The 15,463-nt window shown below is 67.7% G+C and carries 16 protein-coding genes; 13 read left to right on the top strand and 3 right to left on the bottom strand.

Going from position 1 to position 15,463, the window contains the following annotated elements:
- Positions 1-7 precede the first annotated feature (7 nt).
- The 6 genes from M3I53_RS04040 (at position 8) to rfaE2 (ending at position 6,334) form a co-directional block, all read left to right on the top strand.
- The gene (locus M3I53_RS04040) at positions 8-1,000 is read left to right on the top strand and encodes a fumarylacetoacetate hydrolase family protein (RefSeq protein WP_254314659.1); all 993 of its coding nucleotides are present in this window, start codon (positions 8-10) and stop codon (positions 998-1,000) included.
- Positions 1,001-1,190: 190 nt separating this feature from the next.
- Positions 1,191-2,321: an ABC transporter substrate-binding protein gene (locus M3I53_RS04035; RefSeq protein WP_254314735.1), complete on the top strand. Its 1,131-nt coding sequence runs from the start codon at positions 1,191-1,193 to the stop codon at positions 2,319-2,321.
- Between the two features lie 58 nt (positions 2,322-2,379).
- Positions 2,380-3,204, top strand: a complete 825-nt coding sequence (locus tag M3I53_RS04030) for an enoyl-CoA hydratase/isomerase family protein (RefSeq protein WP_254314658.1) — start codon at positions 2,380-2,382, stop codon at positions 3,202-3,204.
- Between the two features lie 109 nt (positions 3,205-3,313).
- Positions 3,314-4,087: a PhaM family polyhydroxyalkanoate granule multifunctional regulatory protein gene (locus tag M3I53_RS04025; protein ID WP_254314657.1), complete on the top strand. Its 774-nt coding sequence runs from the start codon at positions 3,314-3,316 to the stop codon at positions 4,085-4,087.
- 717 nt (positions 4,088-4,804) lie between these two features.
- A complete protein-coding gene (locus M3I53_RS04020) occupies positions 4,805-5,674 on the top strand; it encodes an acyl-ACP desaturase (RefSeq protein WP_028201777.1) in 870 nt (289 codons plus the stop codon).
- 168 nt (positions 5,675-5,842) lie between these two features.
- Positions 5,843-6,334, top strand: coding sequence for a D-glycero-beta-D-manno-heptose 1-phosphate adenylyltransferase (rfaE2, locus tag M3I53_RS04015; RefSeq protein WP_254314656.1), 492 nt, complete (start codon positions 5,843-5,845; stop codon positions 6,332-6,334).
- A gap of 111 nt (positions 6,335-6,445) precedes the next feature.
- On the opposite strand, the gene M3I53_RS04010 is transcribed toward rfaE2, so the two are convergent.
- From M3I53_RS04010 to M3I53_RS04000, 3 genes are all read right to left on the bottom strand, one after another.
- Positions 6,446-6,685, bottom strand: a complete 240-nt coding sequence (locus tag M3I53_RS04010) for a hypothetical protein (protein ID WP_254314655.1) — start codon at positions 6,683-6,685, stop codon at positions 6,446-6,448.
- Between the two features lie 73 nt (positions 6,686-6,758).
- Entirely contained in the window at positions 6,759-7,562 is an 804-nt protein-coding gene (locus M3I53_RS04005; RefSeq protein WP_254314654.1) for a type III pantothenate kinase, read from the bottom strand.
- Positions 7,559-8,470 carry a biotin--[acetyl-CoA-carboxylase] ligase gene (locus M3I53_RS04000; RefSeq protein WP_254314653.1) on the bottom strand — a complete coding sequence of 304 codons (912 nt, stop codon included), beginning with the start codon at positions 8,468-8,470 and terminating at the stop codon, positions 7,559-7,561. The genes M3I53_RS04005 and M3I53_RS04000 overlap by 4 nt, the downstream gene beginning before the upstream one ends.
- 351 nt (positions 8,471-8,821) lie before the next feature.
- Between M3I53_RS04000 and M3I53_RS03995 the strand changes: the two genes are divergently transcribed.
- From M3I53_RS03995 to M3I53_RS03965, 7 genes are all read left to right on the top strand, one after another.
- Positions 8,822-9,955: an ABC transporter permease gene (locus M3I53_RS03995; protein ID WP_254314652.1), complete on the top strand. Its 1,134-nt coding sequence runs from the start codon at positions 8,822-8,824 to the stop codon at positions 9,953-9,955.
- A gap of 50 nt (positions 9,956-10,005) precedes the next feature.
- Positions 10,006-10,887, top strand: coding sequence for an ABC transporter ATP-binding protein (locus tag M3I53_RS03990; protein ID WP_375542463.1), 882 nt, complete (start codon positions 10,006-10,008; stop codon positions 10,885-10,887).
- An 82-nt stretch (positions 10,888-10,969) separates the two neighbouring features.
- Entirely contained in the window at positions 10,970-11,935 is a 966-nt protein-coding gene (locus M3I53_RS03985) for an MlaD family protein (protein WP_254314650.1), read from the top strand.
- 87 nt (positions 11,936-12,022) lie between these two features.
- A complete protein-coding gene (locus M3I53_RS03980) occupies positions 12,023-12,697 on the top strand; it encodes an ABC-type transport auxiliary lipoprotein family protein (protein ID WP_375542458.1) in 675 nt (224 codons plus the stop codon).
- A gap of 68 nt (positions 12,698-12,765) precedes the next feature.
- On the top strand, positions 12,766-14,226 hold the full coding sequence (locus M3I53_RS03975; protein ID WP_254314649.1) for a VanZ family protein: 1,461 nt from the start codon (positions 12,766-12,768) through the stop codon (positions 14,224-14,226).
- Between the two features lie 163 nt (positions 14,227-14,389).
- Positions 14,390-14,716, top strand: coding sequence for a ferredoxin (locus M3I53_RS03970; protein WP_069265095.1), 327 nt, complete (start codon positions 14,390-14,392; stop codon positions 14,714-14,716).
- 47 nt (positions 14,717-14,763) lie between these two features.
- A complete protein-coding gene (locus M3I53_RS03965; protein WP_028201788.1) occupies positions 14,764-15,396 on the top strand; it encodes an alpha/beta hydrolase in 633 nt (210 codons plus the stop codon).
- Positions 15,397-15,463 lie beyond the last annotated feature (67 nt).

The following is a 15,463-nucleotide window of genomic DNA, read 5'->3' as shown; positions in this document are numbered from 1 at the left end:
TGATTCCATGAAACTTGCCACGCTCAAGGACGGCACCCGCGACGGCCAGCTGATCGTCGTTTCCCGCGACCTGCGCAGCGCCGCCATCGCCGACGCGATCGCGCCCACCCTGCAGCGCGTACTCGACGACTGGCGCTTCTACGCGCCGCAGCTTGCCGAGCTATACGACGCGCTCAACTACGGGCGCGCGCGCAACGCGTTCAGCTTCGACGCGCGCGATTGCATGGCGCCGCTACCGCGTGCGTACCAATGGGCGGATGGCTCGTCGTACGTGAATCACGTCGAACTCGTGCGGCGCGCGCGCGGCGCCGAGATGCCCGCCGAATTCTGGACCGACCCGCTCATGTACCAGGGCGGCAGCGACGACTTCATCGGGCCGTGCGACGACATCGTGTGCGCGTCCGAGGCGTTCGGCATCGACTTCGAGGCCGAAGTGGCCGTCGTGACCGGCGACGTGCCGATGGGCGCAAGCCCCGACGAAGCGTTGCGGGCCGTGCGGCTCGTCACGCTCGTCAACGACGTCTCGCTGCGCAATCTCATTCCCGCGGAACTCGCGAAGGGCTTCGGCTTTTTCCAGAGCAAGCCGGCCAGCGCATTCGCGCCGGTGATGGTCACGCCCGACGAACTCGGCGATCACTGGCGCGAAGGGCGCGTGCACCTGCCGCTCATCGTGCACTGGAACGGCAAGAAGGTGGGTCAGCCCGATGCCGGCACGGACATGGTGTTCCACTTCGGCCAGCTGATCGCGCACGCTGCGAAAACGCGCAATCTGCGCGCGGGCGCCATCGTCGGTTCGGGCACGGTCTCGAACAAGGACACAAAGCGCGGCTACTGTTGCATTGCCGAGAAGCGCTGCCTCGAAACGATCGAAAGCGGACAGGCGAGCACCGAGTTCATGAAGTTCGGCGACAGCGTGAAGATCGAGATGCTCGACGAAGCGGGCAAGTCGATTTTCGGCGCGATCGATCAGGCTGTGGCGTCGCTGCACGGCGAGCCATGACACGCCAACGCTGAAGGGTTTCGCCGGATGCCGCGCGCCACGCGTGCGGCTACACTGGCGAACGCCCTTGTTCTTCGAGCGCATCGGGCAGACCAGTCAAGGTACGAGCCGTAGAAGCACGCAGCATCCGAACGTAAAACGACAAGGAGACACCGTGAACGCTTCTCGCCCCAGCCGTCTTGCGCTACGCATCGCCTCGGTCTTCAGTATCGGTGCACCCACGCTCGCGCTCGCGCAGGTCAAGATCGGCCTCGTGCTTTCGCTCACGGGTCCGGCCGCCTCGCTCGGCATTCCCGCGCGCGACACCGCCGCGATGTTCCCCACCGAGATCGCGGGCCAGAAAGTCCAGTACATCGTGCTCGACGACGCCTCCGACACGACCCAGGCTGTGCAGGACACGAAGAAGCTCATCGATGAGCAGCATGTCGATGCGATCATCGGCTCGTCGATCACACCCAACTCGCTCGCGATGCTCGACGTGATCGCGCAAGGCGAGACGCCTACGATCTCGCTCGCATCGTCGGCGAAGATCATCGAGCCCGTCGACGACAAGCGCCACTGGATGTTCAAGACGCCGCAAACCGACGCGATGATGGCCGGCGCGATCATGGAGCACGCCGCCGCGCACAACGTGAAGACGCTCGCCTATATCGGCCAGGCCGACGCGCTCGGCGAGACGTTCTATGCCGAGATCGCCAAGGCCGCGCAACAGCACGACATCAAGCTCGTCGCGAACGAGCGCTTCAATCGCACCGACCCGAGCGTGACGGGGCAGGTGCTCAAGATCGTCGCGGCGCGCCCGGATGCCGTCGTGGTCGGCGCGGCCGGTACGCCCGCCGCGCTGCCGCCCAAGGCGCTCAAGGAGCGCGGCTACAAGGGCGTCATCTATCACAACCACGGCGTGGGCAACCGCGACTTCCTGCGCGTGTGTGGCGCCGACTGCAACGGCACGTTCCTTCCCGCAAGCCAGGTGCTCGTGGCCGCGCAGCTGCCCGAGGACCAGCCCGGCCGGCGCCTCGCGCTCGACTATATTTCGCGTTACGAAGCCCGTAACGGCGCGGGCACCGTGTCGGCATTCGGCGCGTACACGTGGGACGCGGGGCTCCTGCTGCAGAACGCGATACCCGTTGCGCTCAAGTCGGCAGCGCCCGGCACGCCCGCGTTTCGCCACGCGCTGCGCGACGCACTCGAAGCGACGCACGGGCTGCATGACACCAATGGCGTCCTCAACATGAGCGCCACCTATCACCTCGGCCTCGACGCGCGAGCGCGCGTGATGGTCGAGATCCGCGATGGCAAGTGGATGTATCAGCCGCATTGATGAGCGGCACTGCCATCGCTTTCAAGTAATCAGCAATCCGAAGCAAAGGAGTCCTCCCATGAACGATCCTTTTTACGCCCACTATCACGCTTTGCGCGTGCGGCGGCACGAGCACGGCATCGTCGAGATCGTGATGAGCGGCGAGGGCACGAACAAGAGCGGCCTCGCGACCGCCGACGCCAACATGCACCGCGAACTCGCCGAGATCTGGCGCGACGTGGACCGCGATCCCGACGCGCGCGTCGCCGTGATTCGGGGCGAGGGCAAGGGCTTTTCGGCGGGCGGCGACCTGCAGCTCGTCGAGGACATGGCCACGCATTTCGACGTGCGCGCACGCGTGTGGCGCGAGGCGCGCGACCTCGTCTACAACGTGATCAACTGCGGCAAGCCGATCGTCTCGGCCATGCACGGTCCGGCGGTGGGCGCGGGGCTCGTCGCGGGACTACTGGCCGACATTTCCATCGCCACCAAAACAGCGCGCATCATCGATGGCCATACGCGCCTCGGCGTCGCAGCGGGGGACCACGCGGCGATCGTGTGGCCCCTGTTGTGCGGCATGGCGAAGGCGAAGTATTACCTGTTGCTGTGCGAGCCGGTGAGCGGCGAGGAGGCGGAGCGCATCGGTCTCGTCGCGCTCGCCGTGGACGAGAACGACCTGCTGCCGAAGGCGTTCGAGGTGGCGAAGCGCCTCGCCACCGGTTCGCAAACCGCCGTGCGCTGGACCAAGTACGCGCTCAACAACTGGCTGCGCATGGCGGGGCCGAACTTCGACACGTCGCTCGCGCTCGAATTCATGGGCTTCGCGGGGCCCGACGTGCGCGAGGGCGTGCAGTCGCTGCGCGAGCGGCGCGCGCCGGAGTTTCCGGGCGGCGATCCATTTTGATTTGCGCTTTCTGCCGATTTCTGGTTTTACGCGCGCTATTATCGAAGAGACCGTTTCGTGCCGCCCACGCGCGCGCATTTGACCACCTATCTATGCGAGGGAGTACCGCATGACCGACTCAGCAGGCACCACGCCGCCGTTCCCGGGCTTTCCAGGCTTTCCGCCCGCCGAAATGCTCGACCAGATGTGGGGGATGATGCGCCTCACGCCGTTCGGCGGCGCGTTTGCGGGCGGCGAGCCGGGCGTGGCGCAAGCCTTCGGCCCGCCGCTTTCGATGATGTCCGACATGATGACGCCGCTCACCAACATCGAGGAGCTCGACAAGCGCATCACCGATCTGCGCGCCGTCGAGCAATGGCTCAAGCTCAATCTCGGCATGTTGCAGTCCGCCATCCAGGCGCTCGAAGTGCAGCGCGCCACGCTCTCCACGCTGCGTGCGTTCGGCGCGTTCGCGCAGGCGCAGATGACGCCGACGCACGCCGAATCCGAAGCGCCGAGAGCGGGCGCCGCGCGCGAGCGGGCCGCCGAGCCCGAGACCGCGAACGCTGGCGCTGCGCCCACGGGCGCGGCCGTCGCGCCGCCGGGCTTCGACGCCGGTTCGTGGTGGAATCTCGTGCAGGCCCAGTTCAACCAGCTCGCGCAATTCGCGATGGCGCAGCCCGCCGCCGCGGCGCAGGCCGCGCAAGCGGCGGCGGAAGCGGTGAGCGAGGCGCAGGCGAAGACCGAAGCCGCCGCGGCCAAACGCAGCAGCACCGCACGGCGGAACAACAGCGCCGGCAACACCGGCAACACCGGTAACGCCAGCAACGGCAATGGCAACAGCGGCGGCGCGGGCCGCAGCGCGCCGCGCGGCGCGAAGAAGGCGCCGGCGCAGCCCGAATAAGGCGCGCGGCGTCACGCCCACCCCGGAAGTGCTCGCGGCGCGCCCCGACATCGACCGCTATCCGACGCTCGCGCGTCGCGAGCGTGTTCCTCGACTCGCTCGGCGCCCGTGATTTCACGCGTGAGTTGCGCACTGGGTTACCGCGACACGCTCGCCCCAAGCGACGTTCTTTTGACTTGGCTCAAAGCTCCGACAGACGGCGCGAGCAACGATTTCGGGGCGTGGCGGAACTGAAACATCGGCATGCTATTATTGTGTAAGGTTTTTCTGGTCATTTGTGGGAGTTGCGGGCGGCGTTACGGCGCTTCGCCGCGCGGGTTCCACGGCCTTGACGGGCGGAATGTTGCCCATTGGAAAATCGGCCAGCAAGGTGGTCAAAAGGACGTCGACGTGCGGCGCGAAAGTGCGACATTGTGTCGCGCGGGCCTGCGGCGATGGCTCGCGCGCCTCGCGGGTTTCGGTGGTGATCAGCGGTATCAGGCGGCCGGATTCGAGGAACGGAGCAGCTACCCAGAATCCAGGACGGCGCCTTCATTCCGGTTGGCTGGATTGTCGTGTGGCAGCGCGTATTGCGTTCGCTGCTCTGCGATTGCGTCCAGAGGGCCGGATACCGCGTAAAATTAAATGCTTTTTGCCTGCGCGGCCGCGTTGTATGCGGGCACGCGGCACGCTACGAATTCGTCATGCGCGCGTTTTGCGCAGATCAGGGGCGGGACTATGAACACGATGCTTTATCCGGAACTTTACAAATCGCTCGAATCGGTCCGATGGGACATGGAAAAGGACATTCCCTGGGACAAGTTCGATGCGTCGCTCCTTACCGATGAGCAGGCCGCGACCATCAAGATGAACGCGATCACCGAATGGTCGGCGCTGCCGGCCACGGAAATGTTCCTGCGCGACAACCACCACGACAGCGACTTTTCGGCGTTCATGAGCGTGTGGTTCTTCGAGGAGCAAAAGCATTCGCTCGTCCTCATGGAATACCTGCGCCGCTTCAAGCCGGAAATGGTGCCGACCGAAGAAGAACTGCACGCCGTGCGCTTCGAGTTCGATCCGGCGCCGCCGCTCGAAACGCTCATGCTGCACTTCTGCGGCGAAATCCGTCTGAACCACTGGTATCGCCGTGCCGCCGAATGGCACACGGAGCCGGTCATCAAGGCCATCTACGAAACGATTTCGCGCGACGAAGCGCGCCACGGTGGCGCCTATCTGCGCTACATGAAGAAGGCGCTCAACAATTTCGGCGACGTCGCGCGCGCGGCGTTTGCGAAGATCGGCGTGCTGATGGCTTCGGCGCGCCGCACCGAAAAGCCGCTGCACCCGACGAACCTGCACGTGAACCAGGCGCTGTTCCCGCGCGACACCGTGCAGTCGCGCCTGCCCGACCCGGAATGGCTCGAGCGCTGGCTCGACGAGCAGATCCGCTTCGACGACGGCTGGGAAAAGAAGGTGATCGAGCGCATTCTGCACAACCTCTCGATCCTGTTCGAGCGCACGTTCACCACGGCACAGGAACTGAACCGCTATCGCAAGGAAGTGGTGCAGCGCCTGCAGGCCGAGCAAGGCACGCAACAGCCGGCCTGATGCGCCGAGACAGCTCGCGTGCGCGCCTTGCGTGGCGCGCCGCGACCGGGACGGCCCGAAGCGCTTCTCGCGTGACGGGCCGTTTTCATTGGCGCGCGGCTCAACGGCCTGCTCAATGCGGCTAGCCTGCTGCGAACCGCGCCCATTTTTTTATCCGAGCCTCATTCCATGCCCGCTACCTTCGAACGCAAGATCACGACCCGCGAGGCGCTCGCGCAACTGCGCGCCTCGCTGCCCGGCCCTGTGGTGTTCACCAATGGCGTCTTCGACATCCTGCACCGCGGACACGTCACCTATCTCGCCGATGCGAAGGCGCTGGGCGCCACGCTGATCGTCGGCGTGAATAGCGACGCTTCGGTGAAGATGCTCGGCAAGGGCGACGACCGCCCCATCAACAACGAGAACGACCGCATGGCGCTACTGGCGGCGCTGGAGAGCGTGGACTGGGTCGTGAAGTTCGGCGAGCAAACGCCAGTCGAGCTGATCGGGGCCTTGCGCCCGGACATTCTCGTGAAGGGCGGCGACTACGACATGGACGCGCTGCCCGAGTCGGCGCTGGTGCGCGGCTGGGGCGGACGGGCGCTCGCGATCGCGTTCGAGCACGACCGCTCCACGACGAAGCTGCTGCAGAAAGTGCGCGCGCAGGAAGGATCGAAGTAAGTCTCGACATACGTCTGCCTCGTGCGGCGGACGATGCAAAGCCGGCCGGAGAACGGGCCGCCCAACGCCGGGGCGGGCCCGTTCTCCGGCCGGTTGCGTTTGAAGCGCGGCTTACTGCGTGAGGGTCGACGCCTGCACCGACGGTACCGTCACCGGGCCGCCGACGGTCGGCACATCCGCCGATTCGGAGGGCCGGATCGCCTTCACCACGAGCCGCTCGGGGTGGGTCTGCCGGTTCAGGTGCTGGGTTTCGCGCGTACCCGACGAGGGCGTCGGGCCGAACACGCCGCCAATGGCCGCAAAGGCCAGGCCGTTGGCGAGAATCAGAATGGCGATCAGCCAGCGCAGCATCGTGTGAAGCTCCTTCGAAATCGTTCGTTCGTTTTCAGGGCCGGAGGCGGGCGGCGCGTGGGTCGCGCGCGCCTCAGGACTGCGCCGCGATGAGCGCCAGCCCCGACAGCACCAACGCATCGTGGCGAGTATGCGGCACCTTGAGCGCCGCTGTCACTTCGGCCGCCGCGCCGCCGCTCACCACGAGCCGCACCGGCATTCTCCACGCATCCTGCAAATCTGCCGAGGCGCGCTCGACGAGCGCGGCCTGCGCAAGCGCGCAGCCCGCCGAGATCGAGCTTCGCGTGTCGGCGGCGAAGGCGATGCCCGGGTGGGCGGCATTCGCCATGCCGCCGGCGACCACGGGCAGTTGCGCGGTGTGCTCGCCGAGCGAGCGCATCATGAGCGTGAAGCCCGGCGCGATCATGCCGCCCACGAACGTGCCGTCGGCGCGCAGCGCTTCGAGCGTGGTGGCGGTGCCGAATGTCGCGATCAGGAGCGGCTCGTCCGGATAGGCGGCGTGCGCGCCGATCATGCCGGCCCAGCGGTCGCTGCCGAGCGCGTCGGGCGTGGCATAGCTGTTCGTCACGCCGCACTGCTGCGCGCAGGCCCGCACCGCGGTGCGCGGGAGTCCCGGCCAGTGCGTCTCGACCAGCGCGCCGAGGCGTTCGCCCACCGCCGCGCCCGCGACGTTCGAGATCCACGCGCCGGCGGGGCGGGGCAGCGTCGCCCATTCTTCGCTGCTACCAGCTTCATGAGCGATGGGCGCGGATTGCGCGCCGTCGTCGCGCACATGATCCATCGTTCCCGCGTGCAGGCGCGACCCGTCGGGCGCGACGAGCGCCCATTTGATCCGGCTGTTGCCTGCGTCGATCAGGAGGAAGGGGCCGCGGCTCATGCGCCGCTGTCCGCGAGCCGCAGCGACACGTCGCCGGCCGTGACGGTCTCGCGCCCGTTCGGCGTATCGAGGAGCAACTGGCCGAGCTCGTCCACACCGGCCGCCGTGCCGCGCAGCAATTCCTTGCCTTGCTCGTAGATGGCGACCTCGCGGCCCGCATACGCGTGGCATGCGTTCCAACGCGCCTGGAAGGGCGCAAAGCCCGCCGCGCCGAAGCGTTGCAGCGCGGCTTCGAGCGCGTTGAGCTCGGCGGCGAGCGTGTCGGTGAGGTTGGCGTTCGGCCACGCGCGCGAAAGCGCCGTGGGCGTCGTGCCGGGCACGACCGCCGCGCTGCCGCCGGCGGCGTTGAGCGCCTCGACTTTGGCGGCGAGCGCATCTTCGCCGCGCACGTTCGTGCCGATGCCGATCACGACGGCCGTCGCGTCGGCGGTGGTCCAGGCTGTCTCCACGAGGATGCCCACCAGCTTGTCGCCTTCGAGCAGCACGTCATTGGGCCACTTGAGCGCGATTTGTCCTGGCGCGGTCACGGGCAGCGTGCGCAGGCCGTCCACCAGGGCCGAACCGATGGCGAGGCTCAAGCCCGCGAGCCCTTCGATGGGACGTGGCAGCACGCAGCCGATCGAGAACAGCAGCGCGTCGCCGGGCTGCGCGACCCAGGTGCGGCCGCGCCGGCCGCGGCCTGCCGTCTGCAGATAGGCCACGCGCACGATCGGGCGTGCGAGGGCGCCGCGCTTTTGCGGCAGCGCCTTCAGGCGCGCCATGAGGTCGGCGTTGGTCGAGCCGGTTTCCTCGACGATCTCGATGGGCCAGTCGTGTGCGGCCGGGCCGAACAACGTGATCGCGCGGTTGCGGTCGATGCGCCAGTCGCCGGCGCTCGGAGTCTCGGGAGTGGGGGGCGTCGCATTCATGTCTCATATTGTAGTGGCTGGCGCGCGGGTGACAGCCCGCCACGCCCGTTTCGACCCGAAATGTGGGCAATCCACATGCCACCCACAGGCGGCCCACAGGTTATCCACGGAATTGTCCACAGGGGCGAAGGTGTCCGACGGGATCGGAAGCTGACCATCGCACCGCCGGTTTCCGCGCAATCTGCCTAATCTTGTGGCAATTCACAGGCCGCCCACAGGCAGTCCACAAGTTATCCAGAGAGTTGCCCACAGTTCGCCTCGTGTCTTAAAGCCGGCCGTGCGCTCTCGGGCCGACGAAACGGGGCGCGTTCGCTACAATGTTTGCTCACCCCGTCCGTCGAGTGCTTACCCTTGAACCAAGACACGCCGCCCGGCCTTGAAGTCTCGGCCGGCACCCACGGAAAGACCGTGCGCCTGTCGGGCCAGTGGACGGCGCTCGCGCTCGCGCGCGACCGCGACCAGGGCGGCGCCGCGCGCCGCCTGCGCGCGCTCGCCGAAGAGCGCGTAGGCGTTTGGGACCTCTCGCGCGTGGAGCGCATGGACCACGTGGGTGGCCAGGCGCTCTGGCGCGTCTGGGGCCACAAGCTGCCGGCCGATCTCGTCGACCTCACGCAAACGCAGCGCGACATCTTCGAGCGCATCGCCCTGCTCGACTCCGTGCGCGAGCCGGCGGAGCGCATCGTGCGCATCGATCCGGTCACGCAGCTCGGCCTCGCGATCTTCTCGTTCTTCGATCACCTGTACGGCGGCATCGCCATGTTCGGGCGCGTGATCCTCGATCTGCTGCTCGTGGTGCGCAAGCCCAAGGTCACGCCGTGGATCGAGATTTCGGCGAACATCTACAACGCCGGGGCGCGCGCGCTGCCGATCACGGCGCTCGTCGCGTTTCTGATCGGCATCGTGCTGTCGTACCTCTCGGCGCAGCAATTGCGCCTCTTCGGCGCGAACCAGTTCATCGTCAATATCCTCGGCCTCGCGGTGATCCGCGAACTCGGGCCCGTGCTCTCGGCGATTCTCGTGGCGGGGCGCTCCGGCTCGGCGATCACGGCGCAGATCGGCGTGATGCGCGTGACCGAAGAACTCGACGCCATGCGCGTGATGGGCATCTCGCACGGCCTGCGCCTCATCCTGCCGCGCGTGATCGCGCTCGGCATCGCGATGCCGCTGCTCGTGATCTGGACCGACATCATTGCGTTGCTAGGCGGCGCGATCGCGGCGAAGATCGTACTGGGCATCGACATTTCGTGGTTCATGCGCTCGATGCCCAGCGTCGTGCCGATCGCCAACCTGTGGATCGGCCTCGGCAAAGGAGTGGCGTTCGGCATGCTGGTGGCGATCGTGGGCTGTCACTTCGGCTTTCGCATCAAGGCGAATTCGCAGAGCCTGGGCGAGGGCACGACCACGTCAGTCGTCACGTCGATCACGATCGTGATCCTCGCCGACGCCGTGTTCGCGATCCTGTTCCAGAACGTGGGGCTTTCATGAGCACGACTGGCACGACGGTTACGACGATCGAGACGAAAACGACCGGCACGATCACCACGCCGCTCAAGGAGGTCGCGCAGGATCTGCCGCTGCCGACCATCGGCGAGCCGGTGATCGAAGTCCACAACCTCTCGAAGCGCTATGGGCGCAACATCGTCCATCAGCATCTGAACCTCGAAATTCGCCGTGGCGAGATCGTCACGCTGGTGGGCGGCTCGGGCTCGGGCAAGACCACGCTCGTGCGTCAGATCCTCGGGCTCGAGAAGCCGACCTCGGGCACCATCAAGATGTTCGGCGAGAACATCACGACCATCGACGCCGAGCGCGCCCGCCTCATGCGCACGCGTACCGGCATGCTGTTCCAGCAAGGCGCGCTGTTCTCCTCGCTCACGGTGTTCGACAACATCGCCCAGCCCGTGCGCGAGCTCGGCAAGGTGCCGGCCGCCCTGCTGCGCGACATCGTGATGCTCAAGCTCGAAATGGTCGGGCTGCCGTGCAAGCACGCCTCGAAAATGCCGGCAGCGCTCTCGGGCGGCATGATCAAGCGCGTGGGCCTCGCGCGCGCGATCGTGCTGGAGCCGGAACTGCTCTTTCTCGACGAGCCCACGGCGGGGCTCGACCCGCGCTCATCGGACGAAGTGGTGGACCTCATCAGCACGCTGCACCGGGCGTTGGGGCTCACCGTGGTGCTCGTCACGCACGATCTCGACGCCATGGTCGCGCTCTCCACGCGCGTGGCCGTGCTGGCCGAGCGCCGCGTGCTCGTGGCGGCGCCCGTGGAGGAGGCGGCGAGCGTCGATCATCCGTTCATCCGCGAGTACTTTCTGGGCATGCGCGGTCGCCGCGCGCTCCAGGCGCTGCCGCCCGAGCGGCGCGCGAAACTGCCGCCCGCGGCGCTCGCCCCCGCAGCCGTGGCGTACAAGCCGTGGTAGGGCCTGCGCACGCCTCTATCCGGCTCGATCGGCCCGACCGGCTCAACCGGCGCGCCGTGGCCGCCAAAGAAGGAATCTGACGATGGAAAACAAACCGCATGCGTTCTGGGCGGGCATGTTCACGATAGGCCTGCTCATCGTGATCGCGCTTGTCGTCATCTTCTTCAGCGCCGACCGCTCCGTGCGCGTGCCGTACGACCTCATTTCGCGCTCGAGCGTGACGGGCCTTTATCCGGACGCGGCGGTGCGTTTTCGCGGTATCGACGTGGGCAAGGTGCAGTCGATCAAGTTCGATACCCAGCATCCGGGCCAGATCCGCATTCGCATTCTCGTCGACCAGAAGGCGCCGATGACGCGCTCCACCTTCGGCTCGCTCGCGCTGCAGGGCGTGACGGGCATCGCGTTCGTGCAGCTCGACGACAACGGCATCGACCTCTCGCCGCTGCATTCTTCCCCGGCGCGCGTGGCCGAGCTGCCGCTGCGCCCGGGCTTGCTCGATCAGCTCCAGCGCCGCGGCGACGCGCTCCTGCGCAAGCTCGACAATATAGCCGGCGATATCGACGAAATGCTCTCCGAGGACAACCGCAAGCAGGTGATGCAGGCCGTGAACAGCCTGCAGCAGGCCGCGAGCAGCGTGAACGTGCTCGCCGAGCAGCTCCAGCCCGCCACGAAGCAGCTACCGGGCGCGGTAACGCAGCTGCAGCACACGCTGCAGTCGACCAACACGCTGATCACGAGCATGAACCGCCCAGACGGCCCGTTCCAGACCAACCTCAACAAGGCCGGCACGGCGGCGGCCCAGGCCGGCGCGGCGCTCACCTCGATCGACGTCTCGATCCAGGACCTGTCGGCGCGCGTGGGCTACGACACGCTGCCGCGCGTCGACTCGCTCACCGACGACGTGCGTTCGGCCATGCGCGCCGTGGACCGCGCGGCGGGCACCTTCAGCACGAGCCCGCGCAGCGTGCTGTTCGGCGGCGCGCCGCAGCCGGCGCCCGGGCCCGGCGAGGCGGGCTTTGCCTGGCCGGCTACTGCGGGGACGAGGTAGGCCGCGCCGCTGCCTGACGGCCTTACGCGACATCATTCGATGCAGTTTCGCGCCGCGCATGCGCCGCGCGCCAAAGAAGGAAACGCAATGTCACGCACATCACGCCTGCCACGATCGATGCAACGCGCTGCAGCGGCCGGCTCAGCCTGGCTGGCGGCGCTCGCGCTCGGTGCGCTCCTCGCCGCCTGTGCGAGCAATCCGGCGATCAACGAGGCTCGCTACGACCTCGGCCTGCAGTCGTCGCAGGAAGCGCCTGGCGCCCAGGCCGCCCCGGCTGCACCCGGCGCGCCGGGTGCCAGGCCGCTTTTGAAGGTGCTGGCGGTGAGCGCGCCGCCGCCGCTCGATAACGACGGCATCCTCTACCGGATGAATTTCGACTCGCAGCGCACGGCGCGCTACGCGAACAGCCGCTGGACGATGTCGCCCGCGCGGTTGCTCACGGAACGTCTGCGCACGTCGCTCGGCGCGCACGCTACGGTGCTCGCGGGCGGTGACGCCGTGCAGGCGCCGATGCTCAAGGTCGAGCTGTACGAGTTCGAGCAGGTGTTCGAGAGCCCGACGCAAAGCGCGGGCGTGCTGGCTGCGCGCGCAACGCTCATGCAGGGCGGCAGGGTGCTGGCGCAGCGCTCGTTCGCCACGCGCGCGCCGGCGCCCACGCCCGATGCCGCGGGCGGCGTGCGTGCGCTGCAGGCGGCCAGCGACGACTTCGCCAATCAATTGGGCGCGTGGCTGAGCACGCAGTCGTTCGCGGGCACGCCTTGAGGGACATGAACAGGCGTCGTGCGATCACCGTGCGCGGCGCGGCGTTGGGGGCAAGGGCGGGATAGCGGATGATCGAAGCGGGACGGCTCCGGCTGCGCGCCCCGCAAGGCGGGCGGCGCGGGATGGACGGCGACGAGGGCGGCCATAGCGGTGGCCAAAGCGGTGGCGAAAGCAGCGGCCAAAGCAGCGGCCAAAGCAGCGGCCAAAGCGGCGGCCAAAGCGGCGGCCAAAGCGGCGGCCAAAGCAGCGGCCAAAGCAGCGGCCAGGGCGCTGGCGACGAACGCGGTGCAGTCGCCAGCGGCGACACGCCTGCATCCGCGTCGTCAGCGCCATCGCCATCGCCTGCCGCCGCACGCGAGCCGCTGCCGCGCCAGGCCTCGACGCTCTCGCGCCAGGCGCTCGCGCTTTACACGGCGCTGATCGTCTACGGCTCCTGGTATCCGTTCACTGGCTGGCGCTCGCTCGGCCTCAGTCCCTTCGCCTATCTCGGCGACCCGTGGCCGCGCTACTGGACGGTTTTCGACATCGTCACCAACGTGCTCGGCTACATGCCGTTCGGCGCGCTCGTCGTGCTCGCCGCCTGGCCGCGCTGGCGCGGCTGGTTCGCGGTGCTGCTCGCGGCCATTGCGGGCACGCTGCTCTCGGGCGTGATGGAGGCAGTGCAGACCTGGCTGCCCACGCGCGTCGCGTCCAATCTGGATCTCGCCTCGAATGCGCTCGGCGCGTTGCTCGGCGCACTCGTGGCCGCGCCCGCCACCGGCGCGCTGCTCGAGCGCGGCTTCCTGCGCCGCCTGCGCTTTCGCTGGTTCGAGCGCGACGCGGCCGTGCTGATGGTGCTCGCGGCGCTCTGGCCGTTCGCGACGATGTATCCCACACCGCGCCTCTTTGGCCTCGGCGAGTGGGCGCGCGCGCTCTGGCAGCGCCTCGATGTCTCGATGCAGGACGCTGTGCTCGCCTGGACGCCCGCCGCCTGGCATCTGCGCTCGCTGCCCGACATGCTCGCCGCGCGTGTGCCCGATAGCGGCTGGGAGGCGATCGTCACGACGCTGAATCTGTTCGGCGCGGCGGCGTTCGCGACGCTCCCCATGCGCTCCCGGGCGCCGCGCGCGCGGCTCGTCATCGTGTTGATCGTGGTGACGCTCGTCGTCAAGGTAGGCGCGACCTTTTTGCAGTCGCAAAGCGGCCTGATTTTCGACTGGGCGACGCCGGGAGCGCTCGCGGGCCTCGTGTGGGGCACGCTGCTCGCGTTTCTCGCCTTGCGTCTGCCGCGCGCCGTGCGCGCCGCGGCGGCGACGCTGGCGCTCGCGGTGGCCCTAGTGTTCGTGAACGTGCTGCCCGTGAACCCGTATTTCGACGTCGTGCTCGCCGACTGGCGCCAGGGCCGCTACCTGCATTTCAACGGCCTGGCGCGCTGGCTAGCATGGACGTGGCCTTGGGCCGCGCTCGCGTGGACGGCGTTCTCGCTCGAACGCGCGTGGCTCGTGCGGCGCGCGCGCCGGGCCGCGAAGCGCGCTCGCCACGACCGCTGAGAGCGCGCTGCGCTCGCCTGAGCGTTCGCGCCGCGCTCGTTATAATCGACCGGATCGCCGCGCAGCCACGCTCGCGCGCCACGCAATGTATTGCCGCCAAGGCGGGCCACACGCTTTCAGCAAGCCTGCGCTCGCTGCGCGACACTCACCGGTGCCCCACGCCATGACCGATTCGTTCTACAAGTACCACGTCTTTTTCTGCCTGAACCAGCGCGACCCCGGCGCGGACCGCCCGAGCTGCGCGAATTGCAACGCACAGGCCATGCAGGAGTACGCGAAGAAGCGCGTGAAGCAGCTGGGCCTCGCCGGTCCCGGCCAGGTGCGCATCAACAAGGCGGGCTGTCTAGACCGCTGCGAGGAGGGCCCGGCCGTCGTCGTGTATCCGGAAGGCACCTGGTACACGTATATCGACGAGAGCGACATCGACGAAATCGTCGTCTCGCATCTGCAGAACGGCCAGGTGGTCGAGCGCCTGAAGATCGATCGCTGATTGACCCCAATGCAGGGCCCAAAAGTACCCGTAAGGACTGCCGCACGATGAACGCCCAGACACAAAAATTCCAGATCGACGGTCCCGTCGGCAAGATCGAATGCGCGCTCGACGTGCCCGACGCCGGCACGACGCCGCGCGGCATTGCGCTCGTCGCGCATCCGCATCCGCTCTTTGGCGGCACGATGGACAACAAGGTTGCGCAAACGCTCGCGCGCACGCTGGTGCAGCTCGGCTACACGACGTATCGCTCGAACTTTCGCGGCGTGGGCGAAACGGCGGGCACGCACGACAACGGCATCGGCGAACAGGACGATCTGCTCGAACTCATCGCCTACATGCGCGCGCAACCAGGCCAGGCCGACGTGCCGCTCGTGCTCGCGGGCTTTTCGTTCGGTACTTTCGTGCTTTCGCACGTCGCGAAGCGCTATCTCGAAGCGGGCGGCGCGATCGAGCGCATGGTGTTCGTCGGGACGGCCGCGAGCCGCTGGGAAGTCGCGCCCGTGCGCGACGACACGCTCGTGATCCACGGCGAACTCGACGACACCGTGCCCATTCTCTCGGTGTACGAATGGGCGCGTCCGCAGGAATTGCCTATCGTCGTTATTCCGGGGGCAGAACATTTTCTGCACCGCAAGCTCCATATCCTCAAGCGCATCATCGTCGAAGCGTGGCGCTGATGTGTCGGGCCCGCTGTTTCGGGGCCCGATGCAACCCGTTCGTCACCCCGCGTATGCCGGGCAGAAA

It is taken from the genome of Paraburkholderia sp. CNPSo 3272, assembly GCF_024206495.1.
Taxonomy (GTDB): domain Bacteria; phylum Pseudomonadota; class Gammaproteobacteria; order Burkholderiales; family Burkholderiaceae; genus Paraburkholderia.
This window is presented reverse-complemented; position numbering and strand designations above follow the sequence as displayed.